This is a genomic window from Actinophytocola sp. (assembly GCF_009379765.1).
Taxonomy (GTDB): domain Bacteria; phylum Actinomycetota; class Actinomycetes; order Mycobacteriales; family Pseudonocardiaceae; genus Actinophytocola.
On record NZ_WHTD01000015.1, the window covers coordinates 38,833 to 63,246 of the forward strand.

Annotated in this window: 22 protein-coding genes and 2 pseudogenes; 21 read left to right on the forward strand and 3 right to left on the reverse strand. The window is 67.3% G+C overall.

Annotation, left to right across the window (positions count from 1 at the left end; genetic code table 11):
- Window position 1 precedes the first annotated feature (1 nt).
- From GEV28_RS06810 to GEV28_RS06820, 3 genes and pseudogenes are all read left to right on the forward strand, one after another.
- Entirely contained in the window at window positions 2–820 is an 819-nt protein-coding gene (locus GEV28_RS06810; protein WP_291409734.1) for an ABC transporter permease, read from the forward strand.
- Window positions 821–907: 87 nt separating this feature from the next.
- Window positions 908–1,660, forward strand: a complete 753-nt coding sequence (locus GEV28_RS06815; RefSeq protein ID WP_291409736.1) for an SDR family oxidoreductase — start codon at window positions 908–910, stop codon at window positions 1,658–1,660.
- 13 nt (window positions 1,661–1,673) lie between these two features.
- Window positions 1,674–2,821 (forward strand): annotated as a pseudogene (locus GEV28_RS06820) (acetyl-CoA C-acetyltransferase).
- Window positions 2,822–2,857: 36 nt separating this feature from the next.
- Here GEV28_RS06820 and GEV28_RS06825 read toward each other — a convergent pair.
- A complete protein-coding gene (locus GEV28_RS06825) occupies window positions 2,858–3,388 on the reverse strand; it encodes a carboxymuconolactone decarboxylase family protein (protein WP_291409738.1) in 531 nt (176 codons plus the stop codon).
- A gap of 11 nt (window positions 3,389–3,399) precedes the next feature.
- Window positions 3,400–4,545, reverse strand: coding sequence for an acyl-CoA dehydrogenase family protein (locus tag GEV28_RS06830; protein ID WP_291409740.1), 1,146 nt, complete (start codon window positions 4,543–4,545; stop codon window positions 3,400–3,402).
- Window positions 4,546–4,647: 102 nt separating this feature from the next.
- Between GEV28_RS06830 and GEV28_RS06835 the strand changes: the two genes are divergently transcribed.
- From GEV28_RS06835 to GEV28_RS06850, 4 genes are read left to right on the forward strand one after another with little or no spacing between them, the layout of a single operon-like run.
- Complete coding sequence (locus tag GEV28_RS06835) at window positions 4,648–5,463, forward strand: enoyl-CoA hydratase/isomerase family protein (RefSeq protein WP_291409742.1); 816 nt, start codon at window positions 4,648–4,650, stop codon at window positions 5,461–5,463.
- A gap of 34 nt (window positions 5,464–5,497) precedes the next feature.
- On the forward strand, window positions 5,498–6,286 hold the full coding sequence (locus GEV28_RS06840; RefSeq protein ID WP_291409743.1) for an enoyl-CoA hydratase/isomerase family protein: 789 nt from the start codon (window positions 5,498–5,500) through the stop codon (window positions 6,284–6,286).
- Window positions 6,287–6,302: 16 nt separating this feature from the next.
- Complete coding sequence (locus GEV28_RS06845) at window positions 6,303–7,067, forward strand: SDR family NAD(P)-dependent oxidoreductase (RefSeq protein ID WP_291409745.1); 765 nt, start codon at window positions 6,303–6,305, stop codon at window positions 7,065–7,067.
- Window positions 7,064–7,834, forward strand: coding sequence for an enoyl-CoA hydratase/isomerase family protein (locus tag GEV28_RS06850; RefSeq protein ID WP_291409747.1), 771 nt, complete (start codon window positions 7,064–7,066; stop codon window positions 7,832–7,834). Before GEV28_RS06845 ends, GEV28_RS06850 begins: the two co-directional genes overlap by 4 nt.
- A gap of 17 nt (window positions 7,835–7,851) precedes the next feature.
- On the opposite strand, the gene GEV28_RS06855 is transcribed toward GEV28_RS06850, so the two are convergent.
- Entirely contained in the window at window positions 7,852–8,634 is a 783-nt protein-coding gene (locus GEV28_RS06855) for an enoyl-CoA hydratase-related protein (protein WP_291409749.1), read from the reverse strand.
- Window positions 8,635–8,713: 79 nt separating this feature from the next.
- On the opposite strand from GEV28_RS06855, the gene GEV28_RS06860 reads away from it, so the two are divergent.
- From GEV28_RS06860 to GEV28_RS06925, 14 genes and pseudogenes are all read left to right on the forward strand, one after another.
- On the forward strand, window positions 8,714–9,502 hold the full coding sequence (locus GEV28_RS06860) for an enoyl-CoA hydratase-related protein (RefSeq protein ID WP_291409751.1): 789 nt from the start codon (window positions 8,714–8,716) through the stop codon (window positions 9,500–9,502).
- Window positions 9,502–10,695 carry an acyl-CoA dehydrogenase family protein gene (locus GEV28_RS06865; RefSeq protein WP_291409753.1) on the forward strand — a complete coding sequence of 398 codons (1,194 nt, stop codon included), beginning with the start codon at window positions 9,502–9,504 and terminating at the stop codon, window positions 10,693–10,695. Before GEV28_RS06860 ends, GEV28_RS06865 begins: the two co-directional genes overlap by 1 nt.
- A complete protein-coding gene (locus tag GEV28_RS06870; RefSeq protein ID WP_291409755.1) occupies window positions 10,692–11,726 on the forward strand; it encodes an acyl-CoA dehydrogenase family protein in 1,035 nt (344 codons plus the stop codon). Before GEV28_RS06865 ends, GEV28_RS06870 begins: the two co-directional genes overlap by 4 nt.
- A 207-nt stretch (window positions 11,727–11,933) precedes the next feature.
- A complete protein-coding gene (locus GEV28_RS06875) occupies window positions 11,934–13,565 on the forward strand; it encodes an ABC transporter substrate-binding protein (protein ID WP_291409758.1) in 1,632 nt (543 codons plus the stop codon).
- Window positions 13,566–13,570: 5 nt separating this feature from the next.
- Window positions 13,571–14,992, forward strand: coding sequence for an MmgE/PrpD family protein (locus GEV28_RS06880; RefSeq protein WP_291409759.1), 1,422 nt, complete (start codon window positions 13,571–13,573; stop codon window positions 14,990–14,992).
- 57 nt (window positions 14,993–15,049) lie between these two features.
- Window positions 15,050–15,994 carry an ABC transporter permease gene (locus GEV28_RS06885; RefSeq protein WP_291409761.1) on the forward strand — a complete coding sequence of 315 codons (945 nt, stop codon included), beginning with the start codon at window positions 15,050–15,052 and terminating at the stop codon, window positions 15,992–15,994.
- On the forward strand, window positions 15,984–16,841 hold the full coding sequence (locus GEV28_RS06890) for an ABC transporter permease (protein WP_291409763.1): 858 nt from the start codon (window positions 15,984–15,986) through the stop codon (window positions 16,839–16,841). The genes GEV28_RS06885 and GEV28_RS06890 overlap by 11 nt, the downstream gene beginning before the upstream one ends.
- Entirely contained in the window at window positions 16,838–17,857 is a 1,020-nt protein-coding gene (locus tag GEV28_RS06895; protein WP_291409765.1) for an ABC transporter ATP-binding protein, read from the forward strand. The genes GEV28_RS06890 and GEV28_RS06895 overlap by 4 nt, the downstream gene beginning before the upstream one ends.
- Window positions 17,854–19,887: a CapA family protein gene (locus GEV28_RS06900; protein ID WP_291409767.1), complete on the forward strand. Its 2,034-nt coding sequence runs from the start codon at window positions 17,854–17,856 to the stop codon at window positions 19,885–19,887. Before GEV28_RS06895 ends, GEV28_RS06900 begins: the two co-directional genes overlap by 4 nt.
- Window positions 19,888–19,893: 6 nt before the next feature.
- On the forward strand, window positions 19,894–21,318 hold the full coding sequence (locus GEV28_RS06905) for an MmgE/PrpD family protein (RefSeq protein ID WP_291409769.1): 1,425 nt from the start codon (window positions 19,894–19,896) through the stop codon (window positions 21,316–21,318).
- Window positions 21,319–21,375: 57 nt separating this feature from the next.
- Window positions 21,376–21,644: pseudogene (locus GEV28_RS06910) on the forward strand (transposase); the annotation flags it as partial.
- Between the two features lie 1,168 nt (window positions 21,645–22,812).
- On the forward strand, window positions 22,813–23,409 hold the full coding sequence (locus tag GEV28_RS06915) for a hypothetical protein (RefSeq protein WP_291409771.1): 597 nt from the start codon (window positions 22,813–22,815) through the stop codon (window positions 23,407–23,409).
- The gene (locus GEV28_RS06920; protein WP_291409773.1) at window positions 23,406–23,918 is read left to right on the forward strand and encodes a DUF4262 domain-containing protein; all 513 of its coding nucleotides are present in this window, start codon (window positions 23,406–23,408) and stop codon (window positions 23,916–23,918) included. Before GEV28_RS06915 ends, GEV28_RS06920 begins: the two co-directional genes overlap by 4 nt.
- Window positions 23,915–24,388: a GNAT family N-acetyltransferase gene (locus GEV28_RS06925; RefSeq protein ID WP_291409775.1), complete on the forward strand. Its 474-nt coding sequence runs from the start codon at window positions 23,915–23,917 to the stop codon at window positions 24,386–24,388. The genes GEV28_RS06920 and GEV28_RS06925 overlap by 4 nt, the downstream gene beginning before the upstream one ends.
- Window positions 24,389–24,414: the final 26 nt, after the last annotated feature.

Sequence of the window (24,414 nt, forward strand, 5' to 3'; positions counted from 1 at the left end):
GGTGAACACCATCGCCGAGACCCGCCCGCAGGCCATCTCCAGCCGGCGGCGGCCCCGGACGCGCCGGAAGGGAAGAGCGCGGGCCCTGCTGCTGCTCCAGCACATCCTGCTGATCGGCGGGTTGCTCGCTCTGTGGCAGGTGTTGGTCACCACGGAGGTGCTGCCGCTGATCGCGGTCGGCAGCCCGGAGTCCGTCTGGAACGCGGCGAAGGAGATACTGCCGGCCATCGAGGTCTGGACCGCGACGGCACAGACCGCCGGCAGCTTGCTGCTCGGTGTGCTGATCGGTGGCACGTCGGGCATGCTGCTCGGTGTCTTCCTGCACCGGCTGCCCCGGGTCAAACAGCTGGTCAACGGGGTGGTCGTGCCGCTTTACACGATTCCGCGCGCGGCGCTTGTGCCGCTGTTCATCGCGTGGTTCGGCTTCGGCCGGATCTCGGTGGTCATCGTGGCGGCGATCCACGGCTTCGCCCTGGTCTACGTCGCCATCGGCGGCGCCCTGGCGTCGGTGGACAAGTCGCTGGCCGCATCGGTGCGCACGATGGGCGGCGGGGTCGTCGCGGTGGGCTTCTACGTCTACTTCTGGTCGGCGATCTCGCAGGTGGTGGTCGGCTTCCGACAGTCGATCAACCTCGGCCTGATGAGCGTCATCGTCGCCGAGATGATCGGTGCCTCCGGTGGCCTGGGGGCCCTGCTGGTCTTCAGCATCAACCGGTTCAACGTCTCGGACGCGATGGTCTACCTACTCGTCGCCGCGAGCTTGGCGGTGGCGATGGACACCATCGTGGTATTCCTCCAGTCCAGAATCGTCAAGTGGTGACGACGGGTCCCGCGAGCCTTGTATCGGCCGTTAAAATATGCTAACAATAATCTTGATAATAAGTATATGGCCAGTAGGAGTGTGGCGATGAGGCTGCGAGCGAACACCACGGTTCTGGTTACGGGAAGTACGAAGAATCTCGGCCGGGCTGCCGTCCTGGCGTTCGCCGAGGGCGGCGCGAACGTGATCGTGAGTGGACGCTCCGATGTGGACAGGGCGGAGGCCGTCGCCACGGAGTGCGAGAAGGCCGGCGGCAGGGCCATCGTCTCGATGGGCGACATGTCGGTGCCCGCGGACGTGGAGCGGGTCGTCGCCGACGGGCGGGCCGCCTTCGGCTCGATCAACGTGTACGTGGCCAACGCCGCGATCCGCCCGCACCAGGCGGTGGAGAAATTGTCCTATGAGGACTGGGACAACGTCCTCAAGGTCAACCTCAGCTCCGCCTTCTACCTTGCGCACAACATCGTGCCGATGATGCTGGAGCAGGGCTGGGGCCGCATCTTGCACACGTCCGGGGCGGACGGCTTCGTCGGCTGGGAGAACCGCGCGCACAACGTCACCGCCAAGGCGGGCATCCACGGGCTGACCAAGGCACTGGCAAAGGAACTCGGCCCGAGCGGCGTCACGGCGAACACCGTGGTGCCGGGGGCGTTCGACACCACGCGGGACCCGGTGAACTATCCGAACTGGAACCCGCACGTGTTCGGCACCACTCTGCCGGTCCGGCGGATCGGCAGGCCGGAGGAGTACGGCGCGCTGTGCCGCTTCCTCGGCTCGGACGAGTCGGGCTACATCTCCGGTCAGGCCATCCACATCAGTGGTGGCCAGGTCATGGTCTGACCGGGGGCGGCAGATGCGGGATGCCTTCGTGGTGGATGCCATCCGGACTCCGGTCGGCAAGCGTGGCGGGGGGCTGTCCGGCGTGCACCCGGCGGACCTCGGCGGCTTCGTCATGGCCACGCTCGTCGAGGCGACCGGCATCGATCCGGTCAGGGTCGGCGACGTCATCTTCGGCTGCCTCAACACGATGGGCGCGCAGGCGGGCAACGTGGCGCGGACCGCGTGGCTGTCCGCCGGGCTGCCGGAGAACGTGCCGGGGGTGACGATCGACCGCAGGTGCGGCTCATCCCAGCAGACGATCGACTTCGCCGTGCAGGGCGTGGCGGCCGGGGTGCACGAGCTGGTGATCGCGGGCGGGGTCGAGGTGATGAGCCTGGTGCCGATCGGCAGCCCGGCCGCGGTCGGCGCCGAGCGCGGCATGGGGGAGCAGTTCGGCAGCGCGGGCTGGGTCAGCCGGTACGGCAGCCAGCCCGTCACCCAGTTCCGCGCGGCGGAGCTGATCGCGGAGAAGTGGGACATCACCCGCGAGCAGATGGAGTCTCTCGCGCTGGACAGCCACCGCCGCGCGATCACCGCGTGGGACGAGGGCCGCTTCGACCGCGAGGTCGTGCCCTACGGCGACCTCGCCAGGGACGAGGGCCCCCGGCGGGAGACCTCGCTGGCGAAGATGGCGACGCTTGAGCCGCTGTCCGAGGGCGGCCGGGTCACCGCGGCGGTGTCGAGCCAGATCAGCGACGCGGCGGCCGCCGTGCTGATCGCCTCCGAGGCGGCGGTGCGGGAGTTCGGGCTGACCCCGCGGGCGCGGATCCGGGCCACCGCGGTCGTCGGCAGCGACCCGGTGATGATGCTGACCGGGCCGATCCCGGCCACCCGGGAGGTGTTGCGGCGTGCCGGGCTGTCCGTCTCGGACGTGACCTGTTCGAGGTGAACGAGGCGTTCGCGCCGGTCGTGCTGATGTGGGCGAAGGAGCTGGACGTCCCACTGGAGCGCACCAACGTCAACGGGGGAGCGATGGCCCTCGGCCACCCGCTCGGCGCCACCGGCGCGCGGATCTTCACGACCATGCTGCACGAGCTGGAGCGCACCGGCGGCCGACGAGCCCTGCAGACCATGTGCGAGGGCGGCGGCACCGCCAACGCGCTGATCATCGAGCGGCTCTAGCGCGTTGATGGACCGGGCCCGCGTCGCCGGCCTGGTCTACGGGCGTGCGCCGGACTCGTCGACCGGAACCCCCGCGCTGCGGATGAAGGCCGCCAGCAGCTGATAGAAGCCAACCAACACGATCAGCTCCACGAGCTGCTCGTCGTGGAATGTGGACCGCAGCCGCGCCCACGTGGTGTCGGCGAACCCGCCGCCGTCGAGGACCTCGTCGGTCATCGTCGCCAGCAGGCCCAGGCGTCCGCCGGTCACCGAGATCTCCTCGCGCAGCCGCCCGATGTCCTCATCGGACAAGCCGGCGTCCCGACCCTGCCCGATGTGGTGGTGCCACTCGTAGTCGCAGCCGAGGCGGGCCGACACGCGCAGGATCACGGTCTCCCGGTCCACCGGGCCGATCCGCCCGCTGTTGGTCAGCGTCCCGCCGAGCGCACCGAGCCGGCGCAGGACTGTCGTGTTGTGCGCCAGCACGGTGAACACGTTGAGCGGCTTGCCGTTCGCGCTGTGCAACATCTTCGCCAGCAGCTCCGTGCGCTCGGGCGTCGGGGGTGCGGGAGTGAGCCGTTCGGGCACCGGACCTCCGCTCACAGGCCGACCGACTTGGAGATGATGCTCTTCATCACTTCGCTCGTCCCACCATAGATCCGGGACACCCGCGCGTCGGCGTACATCTTGGCGATCGGGAACTCGGTCGTGTACCCGTACCCGCCGAACAGCTGTAGGCACCGGTCCATCGTTCGGCCCTGCACCTCCGTGCTGAACAGCTTCGCCATCGCCGCCTTGGCCGGGGTGAGCTCGCGGCGGTCGTGCTGCTCGACCGAGGCGTCGACGAGATGCTGCGCGGCCTCGATCTCGGTGGCCACCGAGGCGATCTCGAACTTGGTGTTCTGGAACGACGCGATCGGCCGGCCGAAGGCGTGCCGCTGCTTCACGTACCGGATCGTCTCCTCCATGGCCGAGCGCGCGGCCGCCACCGAGTGCACGGCGATCGAGAGGCGCTCCTGCGGGAGGTTGGCCGTCAGGTGCTCGAAGGCCCGGCCCTCGGTGCCCAGCAGGTTGTCCCGTGGTACCGACACGTTGTCGAAGAACAGGTCAGTGGTGTCCTGCGACTTCAGCCCGATCTTGTCCAGGCTCCGGCCACGGACGAACCCCGGCATCCCGTTCTCCACGACCAGCAGGGACAGCCCCTCGCGGCGGTTGTCGGTCATCTCGGTCCGCACGACGACGATCACCAGATCGGCGATCCGCCCGTTGGTGATGAACGACTTGCTCCCGTTGAGCACGAACCCGTCACCCTCGGGCACCGCGCGGGTCGAGATGCCCGCGAGGTCGGATCCGGCCCCCGGCTCGGACATGGCGATCGCGCTCATCGCCCGGCCGGACGTCAGGTTCTTGAGCCAGCGGTCGCGCTGGGCGGGGGTGGACAGGCCGAGGAAGTACGGCAGCACGATGTCGGCGTGCACGCGGATCGAGCCGAGCGCGATGTGCGCCTTGGCGATCTCCTCGCACACGACCGCGTTGTACTTGAAGCTGCTGGTGCCGCCCCCGCCGTACTCGCTCGGCGCCTGCATCCCCAGCAGGCCGAGCTCACCGGCCCGCAGGAGGAAGTCCCGGTCGACCGTGCCGGCCCTCTCCCAGGCGTCGGCCTTCGGCGTCGCCTCGCGGGCGAGGAAGTCGCGCACCACGGATCGGAATGCCTCGTGGGAGTCATCGAAGATGGGCCGGCTCACGTCGTACTCCTGCCTGTCTTGCGGTTGAAGTAGAATAGGATAACTATATGACGTGATTTGCGCTGACGGCCAGCCGCACCGCGGTTGCGAGAGGAGAGACACGTGACGCGAGTGCCAGCGCCGGTCGACGATGACCGGGCGAGCGGGGACGGGGTGTCGGTCGAGCGGCCCGAGGAGGGCATCGCGGTCGTGACGCTCGACCGTCCGGCGAAGCTCAACGCGATCGACTGGGCGATGCACGAGCGGATTCCCGATGTGCTGGCCGAGCTCGGCGGCGAGGAGTCCGTCTCGGTCATCGTCCTGCGTGGCGCTGGCCGGGCGTTCTCCGTCGGCGGAGACGTGACGCTGATGGCGGACATGGTCTCCGACACACGGTCGATGGCCGCCGTCCACCGCTCGGCGGTCCGCCTGTTCCACGAGCTCGTGACCGTGCCGCAGCCGACCATCGCCGTCGTCGACGGGCCGGCGATCGGGCTCGGCGCGACGATCGCCCTGGCCTGCGACCTGGTGTACGCCGGGCCGTCGGCCAGTTTCTCCGACCCGCATGTCCAGATGGGACTGGTGCCCGGCGACGGCGGCGTGATCGTCTGGCCGCTGTTGCTCGGGCCGGCCAGGGCGAAGCGGTTCCTGATGACCGGTGACCGGCTGAACGCCGCGGAGGCCGCCGCCCTCGGGCTCGCCGAGGCGGTGACCGACACCGACAGCGCGTTCGAGCCGGCCATGCGGATGGCGCGCCGCCTCGCCGCCGGGCCGAGCTTTGCCATCCAGGCGACGAAGTCTCTGGTCAACCACTACATCCGGGACGCGGCTGAGCGGCTGCTGCGGCCGAGTCTCGTGCTGGAGGCCCGCTCGCAGGAGACGGACTACCACGCCCGCGCGGTCGCCACGTTCCTCGCCGGCGGCCGGCCGAGGTTCTGACCGGCGTCCGAACGCCGCCGAGGAGGCTGTCCGAGTGAGCGGGTACGAACTGCGTCGGGATGGGGCTGTCGTTCGGTTCGTCCTGCGCCGGCCCGAGGTCCGCAACGCGCTGACGCCGGAGATCCTCCGGGCGCTGGAGCGGACCGCACGCGAGGTCGGCGAGGACCGCGAGACGCGCGTGCTGGTTGTCGAGGCCGGCCCCGGCGAGCCGTTCTCCAGCGGGTTCGACTTCGCCGCGCTCCGTGAGCTGACGGGCCGGGAGTCCGAAGTGGACGACATGCTCCGGGCCACCGCCACCGCGCTCGAGGAGACACCGGTCCCGGTGGTCGTGGCGATCTCCCGGTACTGCTACGGCGCGGCGCTGGAGCTGGTGCTCGCCTGCGACCTCCGCCTCGCCGCGGCCGGCTCGCGGTTCGCGCTGCCGATCGCCGCGATCGGCAGGATCTACCCGGTCGATGGCATGCTGCGGCTCATCCGGGCGGTCGGCGCGTCCGGCGCGGTCCGGCTGCAACTCGCCGCGGAGCCGATCGACGTGCGGCGGGCGCTCGCGTGGGGGCTGGTGCACGACATCGCACCGGTCAACCAGCTCGGCGCGCGGGTCGACGAGCTCGTCGGCTCGCTGCTGCGGAGCTCGCCGAACGCACTCGCCGAGATCAAGCGGATGATGCGCGCCCTGCAGGTGGGCATGGCCGAGGACCTCCCCCGGCTGCGCGTGGTCGAGGACGTCTACCGCAGCGCCGTCGCGCGGCTGCGGGCGAGCGGCGACTTCGACGAGGGCGTCGCCGCCTTCATCGACAAGCGACCCCCGTCGTGGGCGGTCTGACACGGAGGATGTGCACATGGACCTGACCGGAGCTGGGGCATTGGTCACCGGAGGTGCCTCCGGGCTCGGCCTGGCGACGACTCGGCGGCTGCTCGACGCCGGCGCGCGAGTGACCGTTCTGGACCGCGACGAGGCCACAGTCGAGCGGGTGGGCAAGGAGTTCGGCGGCGCCGTCGAGGCGGTGCTCGGTGACGTCGGCGAGGCGGCGGATGTCCGCGCGGCGGTCGGGCACGCGGCCGGCATCGCACCGCTGCGGGTGGTGGTGCACTGCGCGGGCCGTGGTGGCGCGCTACGGATCCTCGACCGGGACGGGAACGCGTCGGAGCCGACCAGGTTCCACGAGGTGGTGCGGGTGAACCTGTACGGCACGTTCAACGTCCTGCAGGCCGCGGCGGCGGCGATCGGCGCCAACCCGCTCGTCGGCGAGGAGCGTGGCGTCGTCGTGCTCACCGCATCGGTCGCCGCCTACGAGGGACAGATCGGCCAGCTCCCGTACGCGGCGTCGAAGGCGGCGATCGTCGGGCTCACCCTGCCCGCCGCGCGTGACCTGGCAAGCCGCCGGATCCGGGTCGTGACGATCGCGCCCGGCCTGTTCGACACCCCGCTGCTCGGCGGCCTGCGCGAGGACATCCGCCAGGGCCTCGCCGCGTCCGTGCCACATCCGCAGCGGCTGGGCGACGCGGACGAGTACGCGGCGCTCGCGCTGCACATCGTCAGCAACCCGATGCTCAACGGCGAGACGATCCGGCTCGACGGCGCGCTGCGGATGGCGCCGAGATGACCCCGTTGTACGACGGCGAGCACGTCTCGATCGGCCTGGACGTCGAGACCGGCGTCGCGCGGATCCGGCTGCACCAGCCGCCGGTGAACGCGCTGAACGGCCGGTTGCGCCGCGAGCTCATGGAGGCGGTCGGGCTGCTGCGGGACACCGAATCGGCTCGGGCCGCCGTCGTGTGGGGTGGCCCGGACGCGTTCGCGGCGGGCGCGGACCTCAAGGAGATGATGGTCACCGACCCGGGCGACACCCGGCTTTCGGACACCCTGCGCCGGGCGCTGCTGGCCCTGGAGCAGGTCCCGAAGGCGACGATCGCCGCGGTCGCCGGCCCGGCCATCGGCGGAGGTTGCGAGCTGGCGCTGGCCTGCGACTTCCGCTTCGCCGACCCGGAGGCGAAGTTCGGCCTGCCCGAGGTGCGGCTCGGTCTGATGCCGGGGGCGGGCGGAACCCAGCGGCTGCCCCGGCTGATCGGGACGGCACGGGCGAAGGAACTCATGTACTCGGGCCGGATCATCGGCGCGGCGGAGGCCCTCGAGATCGGGCTGATCGACCGTATCGTGGCACCGGGAGACGTCCACCGCGCCGCGGTCGAGACGGCGACGGGGTACGCACGCGGGGGCACCGCGCTCGGCTCGATCAAGGAGGCGGTGCGCGAGGGCATGCAGCGGCCGCTCGAGGACGGGCTGACGCTGGAGCGGTCCCTGTTCACCCGGTGCCGCCGCAGCGGCGAGGCACAGCGCCGGATCGAGCGCTTCGTCAACAAGGCGCACTAGGCCCAAGCTCGGGAATGTCAGAAATGTGGCGCTCGCCCTTGCCGGAAAGCCTGTACCGCCTCGTGGAAGTCGGGGGCGTCGGCCAGGGCCGCGATGGCCGCGGCCTCGTGGTCGAGCTGGGCGGCCAGCGACGACTCGAGGCCGAGGTCGAGCAGGGCCTTCGTCCGCCGCAACGCCTCGCGCGGCCTGTGGGCCAGTTGCCGGGCGAGGTTCGTCGCGGTGTCGTCGAGTTCCGCGTCCTCGACGCAGCGCCAGATCATCCCCCAGCTCTCTGCCACCTCGGCGGTGACCGGCTCGCCGAGCAGCGCGGCGCCACGGGCGCGGGCGCGGCCGATCAGCCGGGGCAGCAGCCACGTCCCGGCCGCGTCCGGAAGCAGGCCCATGCGCGGCGCGGATCCGATGTGGAACGACGCGGACCGGCCCGCGAGCACGATGTCGGTGGCCAGGGCCAGCCCGACACCCGCGCCGACGGCGGCGCCGTTCACCGCGGTGACAACTGGCTTCGGGAACGTCACCAACGTCCTGATGAGAGGGTTCAGCCGCGCCCGCATACCGTCCCGAATGGATGATCCGGCCGTCGTCCCGTTGGTCTCCCGGCGAGCCTTGAGGTCCATGCCGGCGCAGAACGCCCGCCCGGCCCCGGTCAGCAGCACCGCCCGCACCGATTCGTCGCCGCGCGCCTCGTCAAGCTCGTGTCGGAGCCGCAGCTGCATCTCTGGCGTGAACGCGTTGCGGGCTTCGGGGCGGTTGAGGGTCAGCCGCAGCACTTGTTCGACCTGCTCGGTCACGATGTCGGCCATCGACTTCCTCCGGAGCGCGGGAAAGAGCATGGGCTTTGGGCCGCTAATATGACATAATAGTATTCATTATAAGCCTGTCATGGTCTGGATCGACTCGTTGGTCGGAGCGGAGGATCTCGTGCCCAGCGTGGACTTGACCAGGGAAGGCGCCGTCGCTGTCGTGACACTGAACGCGCCTGGCTGGGCGAACGCACTCGTCCCCGAGATGGCGGCCGAGCTGATACACGTGGTCGACGAGATCGACGCGGACCCGGCGATCGGCGCGGCGATCATCCGCGGCGCCGGCGACAACTTCTGCTCGGGCGCCCATCGGGACGTGCTCGCGAAGGTGGGCCAGGACCCGGCCGAGCCCACGCGGTACGGCATGACCGGCGCCGTCTACGAGGCGTTCTACCGGGTCGGGCAGCTCGGGGTACCGTCGATCGCCGCGGTCCGCGGTGCGGCGGTCGGCGCCGGGATGAACCTCGCGCTGTCCACCGACCTCCGGATCGTGGCGACCGACGCCCGACTCACGGCCGGCTTCATGCGGATCGGCATTCATCCCGGCGGCGGGTTCTTCGTGATCGGGGACCGGACCATGCGCCGGGAGGCAACCGCCGCGCTCGGGCTGTTCGGTGAGGTGATCGACGGCACCAGGGCCGAGCGGATCGGCCTGGCATGGCGCGCGGTCCCGTCCGACGAGGTCGAGACCACGGCCATGGAGCTGGCCGCGGTCGCGGCCAAGGACCCGGAGCTCGCCCGGCGCACGGTCCGCTCGTTCCGCCAGGAGCTCGGGCCGCCGACCGTGTCCTGGGATGTCGCTCTCGAGGCGGAGCGGGCGTCGCAGATGTGGTCGCTGCGGCGGCGTGCGGCAGCGGGGGATACCTGATGTCACAGTCCGGTGTCGAGGTCAACGAGGAGCTGACCGACCTTCCGGTCGTGGGGCTCGCCGCCGAGCGGTCCGGCGGGGACGCGGCGGCACTGCGTGGCGAGGTCGCCGGTCTGCTGCGGCGATGGCGGCTGGCGGGTCGCTTCGAGCCGCGCTGCGATGCCTGGTTGCTCGGCTACGACCTGTCGTTCAGTGCGTTGATCGCCGAGCAGGGCTGGATCGGCATGGCGTGGTCACCGGCTTACGGCGGCGGCGGCCGCTCCTACCGCGAGCGGCTGATCGTCACCGAGGAGCTGTTGCGGGCCGGTGCCCCGGCCGCGGCGCACTGGATCGCCGACCGGCAGATCGGTCCGTCGATCTTCGCCTACGGCTCGGACCGGTTGAAGGCCGAGATACTGCCCGCGATCGCTAGGGCCGAGGCGCGCTTCTGCCTCGGCATGTCCGAGCCGGACGCCGGATCGGACCTGGCCTCGGTTCGGACCAGGGCGGAGCGAGTCCCCTCCGGGTGGCGCCTGCACGGGCAGAAGGTCTGGTCGAGCCATGCGCATCGCAGCAACTTCGGCTACGTGCTCGCCCGCACCAGCGGCTCGCCGGGCGAGCACCGGGGGCTCACCGAGTTCGTCCTGGACATGGATCAGCCCGGCGTCGACGTCCGCCCGATCGAGGATCTGCGTGGCGAGCGGCACTTCTGTGAGATCTTCTTCGACGGTGCCTTCGTGCCCGACGGCCGCGTGCTCGGCGAGGTCGGCTCCGGTTGGCCGCAGGTCGTCGCGCAGCTCGCCTTCGAACGGGGTGGCACCGAGCGGATCCTCAGCACCTACCCGCTGCTCGCGTCGCTGGTCCGGCTCGTCCACGACGGCACGATCGACGACCACCACCAGCAGGTGGGCCGGCTGGTCGCCCTGCTCGCCGCGCTGCGCAAGCTGGCTTGGGACTACGCCACGAAGCTGGACGCCGGCGAGGGGAACGTGGCCACCGCGGCGACGTTGAAGTATCTCGGTACCCGGTTCGAGGTCGACGTGGTCGAGACGGCGCGGCGGGTGGCGGGCCAGTTCCTGCTCGAGAGCGTGGACGAGCAGTTCGCGAAGATGTGGCGCTCCGCGCTGCTCGCCTCGCCCGGCTTCAGCATCCGCGGTGGCACGTCGCAGGTGCTGGCCGTGCTCATCGCTCGAGAGTCGCGAGGCCGGTTGTGAGTCCGGACCGATCGATCACCGATGCCGCGCGGGACATCTTCGAGATCCACGCCGAGCGTTGGCGGACGGGACCGGAGGATCTCGGGAGCCTGTTCGACGAGTGCGCCGAGCAGGGCTGGCACCTGCTCGCGATACCCGAGGAGCACGGCGGGCTCGGCGGGACCGTGCGGGACCTGGTGGGGGTGCTGATGGCCGCGGGCGGTTCGGGTGTCTCGGTGCCGATCGCCGAGGCGCATGGCGCCTGTCACGCCGCGCGGATCTCCGGAGCCGGGATGTCCGAGGAGACGGCGGCCGGACACGTCGGCGCCGGGTTGGTCATCGGCGACGGGCAGGAGGAGGACGGCCGGCACCGCGTGCTCGTGCCGTGGGGCCGGCACTTCCGGGCGGCCTACGTCCTCGCGGCCGGCGGTCCGAGCCTGCTGCCGCTCACCCCGGCCGACCTGAGTCTCGGCGAGAATCTCGTCGGCGAGCCGTGGGACGTGATGGAGCGGGCGATCGAGGCGGATGGGACGGCTGAGCAGAGCACCGCGGTGCTGACCAGGTGGACGCTGCTGAGCTGCGCGAAGGTGGTCGGCGCCGCGAAGGCGGTAGCCGAGCTCACCGTCTCCTACGCGAACACTCGGGTGCAGTTCGGCAAGCCGCTCGTCAAGTTCCAAGGTGTGTCCACGTTGGTGGCCGACGTCCTGGCCGCGACGAAGCTCGCCGAGGCGTCGCTCGACCACGCCCTGTGCGGCGTCGACGCCGAGAGCCCGCACACCACCGCGGCCGTGTCGGCGGCCAAGGTCGTGTGCTCCACGGTGGCCGGCGACATCAGCCGGAAGGCCCACCAGGTCCACGGCGCGATCGGCGTCACTCGCGAGCACGGGCTGCACCGCTACACCAGAAGACTGTGGGCGTGGCGGGACGAGCTCGGTTCCGAGGACCGGCATGTGGGCGTGCTGGGCAACGCGGTCGCGGAGGGCGGCGAGGAGGCGCTGTGGGAGCTCACCGGGCAGCTGGACGCCGCCGGCTTCCGTGGCGCTCCGGCGTAATCGGACCGGCCAGAACCTCGCCGAGACCGCGTTCCGTGCGCCCGGCGTAGTCGAGCGCACGTCCGTCGCAGCGGCGAGCACCACCCGTGCGCCGTCGGGGCAGCGCTCGCTGGTACCAGCAATGTCTTAATGATATAATCAGGATACTAGATACCCGTCGGGGTGCCGTTGTCTCTTTCAGTGTCGAGTGAGGAATCGGTGCGAAGCATGAAACTGCTGGCAGCTCCAACGCGCCCCTTCGGACAGGTCACACCGCCGCCGTCTCCTGGCGGGCGACCAACACCGCGACTTCTCTCCCTGCTCGCAGTACTCGCCCTAGTGATCACTTCGTGCGCGCAGGGCGAGCAAGGCTCCGAGGCGGCGTCGACCGGGGAGGTGGACCGGGACGCCACCCTTCGGGTCGCGCACGTGACGGCGGCGAGTTCGTGGGATCCGCACCGGGTGACATCGGACTCCGGCGCGGTGCCGTTCATGTACACCGCCTACGACAGGCTGATCGAGTGGGGTCGGGACGGGCAACCACAGCCGATGCTAGCCGAGGAGTGGGCCGTGTCCGATGACGTCCTGTCGGTGACCATGTCGCTGCGGACGGACGTCACGTTCTGGGACGGGGAGAAGTTCAATGCCGACGCCGCGAAGGCGAGTCTGGAGCGTGGCAAGCGCCTGCTCGGGCCGGCCTCAGGGGCGGAACTCGACACCATCGAGTCGGTGGAAGTCGTCGACGACTCGACCATCAAGATCAACTTGTCTACGCCGGACCCTTCACTGTTCGTGAAGCTGGCGTCGTACGGCGGTATGATGATCAGTCCCAAGGCTGTCGCCAACGACGACCTAGCGACGACCCCATCCGGTTCGGGGCCCTACATCCCGAATCTGGAGAAGTCAACCGACACTGTCGTGGTGTTTGACCGAAATGACAAGTACTGGAACGACGACGCGATCAAGAACAAGTCGCTCGAGATCCACACGATCAACGATGACCAGACAAAGCTGAACGCGCTCAGGACAGGCGAGATCGATCTGGCCTACTTCGCGCCCAGTTCCTACTCGCAGGTGAAGAGCGCCGTGACAGCGGGATCCGGCCTGGAGTTGTACACCGCCGACGACACGCAGTACGCGATTGGTGTCAACGTCAACGCGGAGCATGAGCCGGCGATGAAAGACCCGGCCGTCCGCAGGGCCCTCTCCTTGGCGATCGATCGCAAAGCCATCGCCGACAGCTTGTTGTACGGGCAGTGCACGCCGCACGCCCAACCGTTCGGGCCAGGCGTAATCGGCCATATCGACGGACTGGACGAAGACCCCTACGATCCGGATAAGGCGCGCGACATGTTGCGCGCGGCCGGGCACGAGAACCTGAGCCTGACGATTCTGGTCCCGACCGTGGAGCCGTTCAAGTCGGTTGGCGAGGTACTGCAGCGGCAATGGGCGAGTATCGGCGTTCAGGCAAGTGTGCGTGCGCTCCCGGGCGAGGAGTTCGGCGCCGCCTTCGTCGCTGGACAGGGTGAGGTGTCGATCGGTGCGAAACCGGTCGGTCCGGTCCCGGCCCGGGCGCTCGCACATCAGGCCGCCAGAGGTTTCATCGGCACCGTGCCTACCTGGTTGACGGATTTGACCACGAAGGTGTACGCCCTGCCGCAGGACGGACCCGAAGCCGAGGATGCCTACAAGGAAATCGCGACAAGGTTGAACAATGAACCGCTCAGCATGCTGATCTGCCGGCCGAGCGAGATAATCCTCGCACGCGACAACGTGCTGGGTGCCGACAAACTGATGTGGTCGAAGTTCTCCACGACATTCGATCCGCGCTACGTGGGGATAGCCAAAGAAGGCGGATGACTCCAGTGCCAACTGATCAGTTAGCGATCGACGGTTCAGTGACGTCACTCCTCGCGGAGTACGTTTCATCGGCGGAGCTCGACGCGATTCCACAGGATGTTCGCGATGCGACGAAGCTTCAAGCACTGGACACGATCGGCGTGTCGCTTGCCGCGGTGAAGCTGGCTCCTGGGATTCGTGAGATTGTCGAGCTGCTGGTGGCGTGGGGCGGGGTCGAGGAGGCCACGGTCTGGGGGTCCGCGCATCGGCTGCCGGCGTGGGCGGCGGCGTTCGCCAACGGCGCGATGGGTCATGGTCTCGACTACGACACCACTTTTCACGATGCTCTCGTGCATCCCAGTGCCCCGGTCGTTGCGGCGGTCATCGCCGTGGCGGAACAGCGTCCAGGTGTTTCCGGCAAGGACGTCCTGACGGCGTTGGTCGTGGCTCAGGACGTCATCTCGCGGCTCGCCCTGTCGATATCCCGTCGCGACGGTGGATGGAAGTTCGACTGGCACAACTCCATTGTCTTCGGGTCGTTCGGGGCGACCGCGGGCGCCGCGAAAGTGCTCAAGCTCGATGCCCGACAGGTGGAGAGCGCGTTCGGGATCGCCGCGACCATGGCAACCGGGACGATGGAGTTGGCCTATGGCACGGAGTCCGACCTCCGACTGAACTACGACGCGCTCCCGAACAAGGCAGGAGTCATGGCCTCGCTTCTTGCCGAACGCGGTTTGCGTGGTACCCGAAGCATCCTGGACGGAAAGGCAGGCATCTACAACGTCTACTACGGCGGCAGCTACGATCGTCCGTCGCTCGTCGGTGGGTTGGGCGAACAGTTCCGCGGCGGCCAGGAGATCGGATTCAAACCGTGGCCGGCGGGGATCATCACTCATATGTACATCGACGCGGCCATGAAGATCAGCCGGGAGAACGATATTCAACCGGGTGATATCGCCAAGGTCTTGGTCCACGTCGGAGACCTCTCCTTGACGCTGTGTGAGCCGCTCGCGGCACGCCAGGCACCGGGAAGCGTCAACGACGCCAAGTACAGTATCCCGTTCTCGACCGCTGTCGCGCTGCTGCGCCGTGCGATACCGCTCGACGACTTCACCGAGCAAGGCATCCGTAACCTGGCAATACTGGAGATCGCCGCGAAGGTGGAGCCGGTGTACGACTCGTCACTGAACACATTGCACCGCATCTCACCGGGCGGTGTCACGATCACATTGAATGACGGGCGCCATTTTTCGAAGATGGTGGAGTTTGCCTACGGCGACGCGAAGGTTCCGTTGTCCGCGGCGGCTGTCGTGGCAAAGTTCCGAAACTGCGTGGAAGCCTCTGGGTTGAACTGGTCCCGCGATCGGACTGACCACTTAATCGACCTGATTCTCAACCTAGAGGAGCTCACCGACACAAAACTACTTGGCACTGCCCTCGGTGTATAGACGCCATATCGGTTCGCCACTCACACTCTACGGTGGAGACTTTGACTTAGCATGCGGATGGCACTTCAGCGCCTTGTGTCGATCGTCCCGACGGTACTTCTCGTACTGCTGGTGACGATGCTCCTGCTCAGGCTCAGCCCGACTGATCCGGCCCAGGTGTATGCCGGTGTCGGCGCCAGCCCGGAGGAGATCACGGACGTTCGGCATCGGCTCGGTCTGGATGTCGACCTGCTGACCCGGTATGTCCACTACCTCGTCGGCGCGCTCTCGGGAGACCTCGGCACGTCCTTTCGGACTGGGCGTCCGGTGCTCGACAGCATCGCATCGACACTCACTGTCACCGGACAGCTCGTCGCCGTCGCCATGATGATGACCATTCTTGTGGCGGTGCCGTTGGGCCTGGTGGCGGCATTGCACAGGGGACAATGGATCGATCGCTGTGTGGTGGCGGTGAGCTCACTGATGGTGGGCGTGCCGTCGTTCGTGGCCGCGCTTGTCCTGATCGCGCTCGTCTCGGTCCAGGCTGGCCTGGTACCCGTCATGGGCTATGTCAGCCTCACCGACGATCCGGTGCGGTGGTTCAGCAGTCTCGTGCTGCCCGCCACGGCCTTGGCGCTTCCGCTCGCCGCCGAACTCATTCGGCAGTTGAGGGGCTCGCTCGTGGGCATCCTGGGGGAGGACTTCATTCGAGTGCAGCAGGCGAAAGGACTTCTCCGTCGCCAGGTGGTAGGCAAGCACGCGGTGAAGAACGCTGCGAACCCCGTGATCACCGTACTTGGCTTGCAGTTGAGCCGGCTCATCGAAGGAGCCGTGATCGTCGAGACGATCTTCGTCCTGCCCGGTTTCGGGAACATGACGTACTCGGCGATTCTCTCTCATGACTATCCGGTTATTCAGGGTGTCGTCCTGGTGAGCGCGGTCTTGGTCGTGTTCTTGAACATGATTGTCGATGTCCTCTGTCTGTATTTCAACCCGCGACTGAGGAGCCCCGTTGGCGTTTAGACACTGGATACGAGGCGGTCAAGACGCCCGGCCGCCCGGCAGCAGGGCGGTTGTCATCGCGCTGATCGCTCTTGGCGTTTTCGTCCTCATCGCTCTGCTTGCCGACGTACTGGCACCCCAGGACCCGTCGGTGCAAGATCTGGCGGCGAGGAACAGAGGGCCGTCGGGCCAATACCTGCTCGGCGCGGACCTCTTCGGCCGCGATGTCCTCAGCAGGCTCTTGGTGGGTATCCGCATATCACTGCTGGCAGTCGTCATCGCGTTCGGAGTCGCCGTGGTGATAGGTGTACCGATCGGCCTGCTTTCCGGATATTTTGGTGGTGTGCTCGATGGCATCCTGAGCCGCTTGAATGACGCGATCATCGCCTTTCCCGGCCTGATTCTGGCACTTGCCATCGTCAGCGTCGCGGGGCCGGGCCTGGTCAATTCGATGGTGGCGATAGGTATCGTGTTGTCACCGCGACTGTATCGGCTCGCGAGGGTGGAATCGGCCGCGGTGGCCAGAACGACCTTCGTGGAGGCCGCACGAGCCGACGGGTGTTCGCCCTGGATGATCATCCGCCGCCATGTATTGCCCAACGTGCGCGGTCCATTGCTGGTACAGGGATCGTTTCTCATGTGTGTCATCGTCATGGCAGAGGCTGGGTTGAGTTTCCTCGGTCTCGGCGTACAACCCCCGACACCCAGCCTGGGGTCGATGCTGAGGGAGTCGTTTTCGCAACTGAGCGATTCCGCCTTCCAGATCTTTCCTCCGGCGATTCTCGTCGTGGTACTCATCTATATATTCACGATAGTTGGCGACGGACTTCAGGACGCCTCCCAGACGAAATCGAGGACGGCAACGTGATCGCCCCCGAAACGCAGGCCCGCACCGGCGGAACGGCAGACGGCGTCCTTGTCGTGGAAGACCTGTGCGTCGAGTTCCGCATGATGAACCGGTGGGTGCCGGTGTTGGACAACGTGAGTCTGACCGTGCGACCGGGCCACACCGTCGGTCTGGCGGGCGAGTCCGGATCGGGTAAGTCGGTGACCGCGAGCACCGTCCTGGGACTGCACCGGTCCGCCGGGGGGCGGGCCACGGGCGGGCACGTCTGGTTCGACGGCCGGGACCTGCTCACGTTGGACGACGTTGAACTGCGTGGAGTCCGTGGCGCCCGGATAGGTTTGATCCTTCAACAACCACAGCGCAGCCTGGATCCGGCCTTCACGGTGGGCGACCAGATCGCCGAGACGATCCGTGCCCACTTCCAGGTCTCGCGGCGCGAGGCGTGGGGACGCGCGGTGACGATGCTCGACGAGGTGGGCATACCGTCCGCGGCGCGGCGCGCACACGAGTATCCGCATACCTTCAGCGGGGGGATGTGCCAGCGTGTGATGATCGCGATCGCGCTCGCCGCGGACCCGCAGATCCTGGTGGCGGACGAGCCGACGACCGCTCTCGACGTCACGATTCAGGCGCAGGTCCTTGGCCTGTTGAAGGAACAACAGGCTGAGCGTGGTCTGGGGATCTTGTTCATCACCCACGATCTCGGTGTCATCGCCGAGATGTGCGACACCATGGCGGTCATGTACGCGGGCCAGGTCGTGGAGCAGGGTCCGGCTGCTTCGGTTCTGCGACGTCCTCGGCACCCGTACACGCACGGCCTCCTGGCGGCCATGCCGCGCCCCGCCATACGCAGGCTGACGCCGATCGCCGGCCGGGTGCCCGCTCCGCACGAGATGCCGGCGGCGTGCCGCTTCGAACCGCGTTGTGCGTTCAGCACAAGTGCATGCAAGGCCACAGTGCCCGATCTGGTGATCGGATCGAACGAGTCGGGCGTGCGGTGCCTGCGACGAGATGAGCTGACCGTGGTGGCGCGATGACACCTTTGTTGCAGGTCGAGGAGATCAGCAAGCGATTCGTCACAGGTCGTGCGGTGCTGAGCCGGAAGAAGACGGTCGAGAACGCGGTGACCGATGTCAGTTTCAGCATCGAACAAGGCGAGACAGTCGCCCTCGTGGGCGAGTCGGGGGCCGGCAAGTCCACCGTGGGTCGGTTGGTGCTCGGCCTGTTGACACCCGACGGCGGAGTAGTGCGGTTCGACGGCGCGGACATAGCTCGGCACGATCGGGCACGTAGGCGCGAGTTCCGAGGAAGGGCGCGGATGATATTTCAGGACCCCTTCTCCTCACTCGATCCCTCGAAGTCCATCGGTTCGTCCATCGAGGAGCCCTTGCTGCTGCATACGTCGTTGAGCGCACGGGAACGTCAGCATGCCGTTGGTAGCTTGTTGGAGAACGTGCAGATCGGTGCTGGGCAGGCCGACCGTTACCCGCGGGAGCTCTCCGGTGGGCAGCTGCAGCGTATAGCGATCGCACGGGCAATCGCGACGGATCCGTTGCTCATAGTGTGTGACGAAGCCGTATCGGCGCTCGACATGTCAATTCAGGCGCAGGTAATAAACTTGCTGCTCGACCTGCAGTCGATTCGGTCGATGGCCTACATCTTCGTCTCACATGATCTGGCGCTCGCGAGAACGATCGCGGATCGAGTGATCGTGATGCGCCACGGACGGATAGTGGAGGAAGGCGGCACGGACCGGTTGTTCACTTTGCCTGAGCATCCGTACACGAGGTCGTTGCTCGCGGCGATTCCCGGCGAAGGAACCTCGTTGACATCGGGCGAGACCGAGATGGTGGTACGACGCCTGACGGACGGCGTGGGAAAAAATGTAGTCGGATCATTGCCGCGACCAGTGCTCCACGACGAAAGGATACCCGTGAGTTCACCAGTTGTAATGATGGCAGTAGGCGACATTCTGATAGATCGGGAACGGCCGGCCAGTATCTTCGAGCACGTCAAGGCGACATTCGATACGGCTGACTTGCGTTTTGCGAACTGCGAGCAGATGTACAGCGATGAACTGGGTCATCCGAATCCGACACATGCCACCTATTCGACTACAGCAAACATCTCCGCGCTGGAGTATGCGGGATTCGAAGTCGTCTCGATGGCCAATAATCATACTCTTGACTGGGGTACCGACACCTTGCTGGATACCTTGCGAAATCTCAACTCGCGAGGAATATCGACGGTTGGCGCCGGGTCGAACATCGTGGAGGCGCGAAAGCCGGTAATCGTGTCGAGAAACGGTGTCAGCATAGGGTTCCTGGCATACGGCTGCGTGGGACCGGTCGAGTACGCGGCGACGGACGATCGACCCGGTTATGCTCCCGTACATTCGTGGACCGTATATGACAAGGTGGACTACCAGCCCGCCACCCCCCAGAAGATATACTCGTTCCCCAAACAGGACGAGTTGCAGGCGATGTGCGCCGATATCACCTCCTTGCGTGCTCAGGTGGACGTGGTGGTGGTCTCGGTGCACTGGGGTCTGCACTACGTGGCACGGGTGATACCCGACTATTGCCGGTTGATCGGTCACGCGGCCGTTGACGCCGGCGCCCATGTTGTGATCGGGACACACCCGCACATTCTCAAAGGTATTGAAGTTTACCGTAAAGTGCCGATCTTCTACTCGACCGGAAACTTCGCGTTGGAGATCGGTCCGTATGGTCTGAGCGATGGTGACATCGCCCGACTGACCGCCAAGTTCAAAGATCTGTACGGGTATGAACCCGATCCATCCTATCCAACATATCCGATGCATCCGGAAGCCAAGACGACGATGATTGTGAAGGCTAACCTCACACAGGCCGGACTCGCTTCCATCGGCTACATACCGTGCTATGTCAATCCGCGTGCCGAGCCCGAGGTCGTGCGCGAGAACGACGCGAGAGGAAAGGAAGTCTTCGAGTACGTCGCAGATATTAGCAGGAGTGAGGGCTTGGCTACGGACTTTCGATGGGAGAATGACGAGGTCGTGATCGACTTGCGAACACAAGGGAGTTGAGGTAAATTGGCAACCAAGCGTTCGGTGACAGAGTCGGGTGAGGCAACGGCGCTCATCGCGGAATACGTGTCGTCAGCGGACTTCGAGGCAATTCCTGACGATGTTCGTGAGGCAACGAAACTTCAACTACTCGATACCGTGGGCGTTTCTCTGGCGGCCGCGAGGTTGGCCCCGGGGATCCGTGAGATCTCGGATCTCCTCGTCGAGTGGGGAGGAGCCGAGGAGGCAACGGTCTGGGGATCGTTGCGTCGACTCCCTACCTGGGCCGCGGCGTTCGTCAACGGCGCGATGGGGCACGGCCTCGACTACGACACCACCTTCCACGACGCGCTCGTGCACCCCAGCGCGCCGGTCATTCCTGCCGCGGTGGCGTTGGCCGAGCAGCGGCCCGGTACGTCGGGCAAGGAGTTGTTGACGGCGCTCGTGGTAGCCCAGGACGTCATGTCGCGACTCGCACTGTCGATCTCCAGACGTGAGAGCGGGTGGAAGTTCGATTGGCACAACTCCGTCGTCTTCGGCGCCTTCGGGGCGGTCGCGGGTGCCGCGAGGGTGACCAACCTGAACGCCGCTCAGGTGGAGAGCGCGTTCGGAATCGCCGCCACGATGTCCACAGGGACCATGGAGTTGGCCTACGGAACGGACTCCGACCTCCGATTGAACTACAATGCGTTCCCAAGCAAGGCGGGAGTCATGGCGGCGCTTCTTGCCGAGCGTGGTTTGCAGGGAACCCGAGGTATCCTGGAGGGCAAGGCGGGCATATATAACGTCTATTACGAGGGCGAATATGACCGTTCCTCACTTGTTGATGGGCTGGGGAAGCGCTTTCGCGGCGGCCAGGAAATCGGATACAAGCCCTGGCCGGCATGCATCGCCACCCATCCGTACATCGATTCGACGATCCAACTCTGCCTGGAACACGATATCGCGCCGAGTGAGGTCCGCCAGATCGAGGCTCGGGTGGGGAACCTCTGGCTGACCCTCTGTGAGCCTCTTGCGGACCGGCAGGCGCCTCGCAGTGTCAACGACGCCAAGTACAGCATTCCGTTCGCCATCGCGGTCGCGCTGCTGCGTCGTGCCGCCCCGCTGAGCGACTTCACCGAACAAGGTATCCGCAATCCGTCCTTGCTGGATATCGCCGCAAAGGTGGCTCCGAAGTACGACCGGTCCCTGGACACGTTGCACCGGACCTCGCCAGGCGGTGTTCTGATTCATTTGAGTGATGGTCGTGTGCTGTCGAAGACGGTCGAGTTCGCCTACGGAGACCCGAGGGCCCCGATGTCGACGGAAGACGTTGTGGCAAAGTTTCGAGACTGTGTGGATGCGTCCGGGATGAAGTGGTCCGGCAGCCGGATCGATCGGGTCACTGATCTGATCCTCAACCTTGAGAAGGTTGGTTACACGAAACAGCTCGGCGACGCACTTGGCGAATAGGACCACATCTAGAGGACGTCTCACGTGGACTGATCATGATCTGTCGTGATCAACCTTGTGGTTGGTGATCTGTCGCGGCGGTTGGTGCCGGACGAGCTGTGGGCGTTGGTGCAGCCGTTGATTCCGGGGTTCGCTGCGCGTCCGCAGGGCGGTGGCACGGCGCCGGTTGAGGATCGTGCGGTGTTCACCGCGATCGTGTTCGTGGGGACCAGTGGGTGCGCTTGGCGACACCTGCCGCCTTCGTTCGGGGTGACCGTGCCGACGGCGCAACGTGTCGGTTCACCAAGTGGACCACGGCCGGGATCTGGCGCCTGACCAGCAGTGTGTGCAGCGGTTGCTGGTGCGGGTGCGGGTGTGACCAGGTCGTCACGGTGCTCGGTCAGCGCCCGCGATCCGGCGATCGCCTCATCGATCTCGACCGTGTTCAGCGTGGAGGCGGACCGGGCGGCGATACCCACCGACAGCGCATCGGCATGATCGGACTTGCGGCCGTGTCCGGTCGACAGCAGCCGTACTCGGCGAGCCAGCTTCGCGGGCACGGCGACTACCCTCAATGCCTTCGGACTGCCAGAGCTCGGTCAACGGAGCGCCCAAATCCGACGGCACCCTCGATCGCCCATCGCACCCGCGGCCAGCGCGCGGAATCCGGTGAGGAGGGCAGGCCAACTTCGGGCGACGCAGAACTCAGAGAGGCGCCGATCATGGAACAAGAGACACCAAGGCGAGTTCGGGGTCATCGCCGGTGGTGCCGGCGTAGAAGTTGATCTCGCTCGTCTAGTTGGTGGACAGCGCGTGCCGGTTCGACCCTTTCCGGGGTGGTTTGGCGGTCGTGCGGGCTGGGTTCTGCTCGGCGGTGGCCCATCAGGTCGGCCGGGTCCATGCCCATGCGTTGCAGCATCATCCGTGCGGCCGCGACCACCGGGGGTCGGTGAGGTGAGTCGTCATCGCACACCACCCGCCTCGCCGCCCGCGGGCGCCCACCGTTGTCAAGGACGCGTGGTAGGCGGTGATCATCGTGTCAGCGCGGCAAGCGGGTGCACGACCATCACATCGTGGTTCGTGTCGGTCGCCCGGCCCGGGGCGTCAGCCGGGGCGGAACCAACGGGGCGATCTTGCGCGTAGTCACGCCGACCACCCCGCCAACCGGAGAGGCGGACAAGCACGGTCGAGCAGGATCACGAGCCAGCGTGACAGCAGGGATACCGACTGTTGCCCGGAGATCTCCTAGCAATGAGTGTCCGAGGGGGGAGGTCGTCGATACCTCGTTCCGTCTGGTTTGACTAGTTCAGCGCTGTTGACGGCTGTGCCCACCGTCGACTGCGGCGATCGGCTTCACACGGGAGGCTCTGGTGAGTTGTTAGCTGCCCCTTGCGACCTGCTGGGCTCTTCGTTGCGTACTCTCAGGTCCGGACCTAGGGAGGTTGATCATGGGGGTAGCAGGTTATCTCAACTCCGTCCCGTTCGACGCCTCCAACGACTTCATGGCCGAGGTGGATGCCTAGCGTCCTCGGGCTCAGCGCGTGGCGGCTGCTGATCGCCACGTGCGGGTTCGTGGGCTTCGGGTTCGCCGTCGCCACCCTTCACGACCCCTGGCCCGCGCTCAGCCAGCAGGCGAGCCTGCTCGCCGGTGTCGCCTACCTGGTGGTGGCCGCGCTCGGCCGCCGCGCCGAGCGGGTCTCCACGTGGCTGCGCGGCGCGACGACCGTGCTGCTCCTGCTGGTCTGCGTCACCTACCTCACGGTCATCGGCGGCGACCTCGACACCACGTCGTCGCAGTTCGAGCACCTGGTCACGCCGCTGCTCGCGCTGGTGGACTGGGTGGCGGCCGGCCGCACCCGGACCGTGCGCTGGTGGGACCCGGTGAGCTGGGTCGTGTTCCCGCTCGCGTACCTGATCTACTTCGTGCTCGCGGACGTCCAGCTCTACCGCGGCTTCCTCGACCCGGCCTCCACCGACTTCGGGCTCACCGTGGGCGCGTTCCTGCTGGCCCTGGTGGCGGCGGGATACCTGCTGTACGGCATCGCGAAGGCACGCCCGGTGCGCCCGGTCCCGCGGGCGGAGTCGCTGTTCGCGGCCGAGGAGGCGCGGTGAGCCTCGACGACCTCACCGACGAGGAGCGCGCGCTGCGCGAGCGGCTGATCGCCGACGCGGACGAGCACGGGAGCGCCGTCGTCGAGGTGGCGGGCGACGAGCACAGCGGCCCGTTCTGCTTCACGGTCGGGGCGTGGCGGCGCTTCGGGGTGCCCGAGGCCATCGTCATCGGGCTGCCCGTCGGCACGGGCAAGATCCTCCTCGACGCCTACGTGCGGCGCGCCGCGGCGGGGGAGCGGTTCCTCACCGGCGTGCGGTACAAGGACTTCTTCGAGGGCGTGCCGGTCGTCCTCGAACGGGTCGACAAGGGGCACTACTTCGAGTACTTCGGCAGCGCGTTCCTCGTCTACCCCAAGGGTGACTTCCCGGCGGTGCAGCTGATCGTGCCCACGCCGGAGGTCGTCTGGCCGTGGCACCCGCACGCGCCGGAGGGCTTCGCGCGATGGCAGCCGATCCTCACCGAGAGCGGCAGGCCGCAGAGCTGGACCCCCGGCGTCAACGGGCCGTGACCGTCCACATCGGACCGCTGGCGGTCGGGCACGCCGGCGAGGTGCTCACCGTGCAGCGCGCCGCCTACGTCGTCGAGGCCCAGCGCAACGGCTCCGTGCACCTGCCGCCGCTCACCGAGACCCTCGACGAGCTGCGTGCCGACCTGGCCGCGGACCTGCTGGCGTTCGGCGCCTGGCTCGGTCCCCGGCTCGTCGGCAGCGTGCGTGGCCGGCCCGACGGCGACCGGATGGAGGTCGCCCGCCTGTCCGTGGCACCCGACATGCAGCGCCGGGGGATCGGGCGGCGCCTGCTCGCCACGGTCGAGGCCGCCGCCCCGCCGGCGGTCCGCACGTTCTGGCTGGTCACGGGTGCGCGCAGCGAGGACAACCTGCGCATGTACGCCAAGGCCGGCTACGCGGTCGTGGGCGAGCGGGCCGACGCGGCCGGCGTCGCGATCGTCGTGCTGTACAAGCTCGTCGCGCACTCCTGAAAACCGGGTGAACCGCCGGCGCCCAC

Coding starts and splice junctions, on each gene's coding strand:
- GEV28_RS06815 (WP_291409736.1), top strand. CDS start 908: ATGAGGCTGCGAGCGAACACCACGGTTCTGGTTACGGGAAGTACGAAG.
- GEV28_RS06845 (WP_291409745.1), top strand. CDS start 6,303: ATGGACCTGACCGGAGCTGGGGCATTGGTCACCGGAGGTGCCTCCGGG.
- GEV28_RS06850 (WP_291409747.1), top strand. CDS start 7,064: ATGACCCCGTTGTACGACGGCGAGCACGTCTCGATCGGCCTGGACGTC.
- GEV28_RS06855 (WP_291409749.1), bottom strand. CDS start 8,634: ATGGCCGACATCGTGACCGAGCAGGTCGAACAAGTGCTGCGGCTGACC.
- GEV28_RS06860 (WP_291409751.1), top strand. CDS start 8,714: ATGGTCTGGATCGACTCGTTGGTCGGAGCGGAGGATCTCGTGCCCAGC.
- GEV28_RS06865 (WP_291409753.1), top strand. CDS start 9,502: ATGTCACAGTCCGGTGTCGAGGTCAACGAGGAGCTGACCGACCTTCCG.
- GEV28_RS06875 (WP_291409758.1), top strand. CDS start 11,934: ATGAAACTGCTGGCAGCTCCAACGCGCCCCTTCGGACAGGTCACACCG.
- GEV28_RS06885 (WP_291409761.1), top strand. CDS start 15,050: ATGGCACTTCAGCGCCTTGTGTCGATCGTCCCGACGGTACTTCTCGTA.
- GEV28_RS06900 (WP_291409767.1), top strand. CDS start 17,854: ATGACACCTTTGTTGCAGGTCGAGGAGATCAGCAAGCGATTCGTCACA.
- GEV28_RS06915 (WP_291409771.1), top strand. CDS start 22,813: ATGCCTAGCGTCCTCGGGCTCAGCGCGTGGCGGCTGCTGATCGCCACG.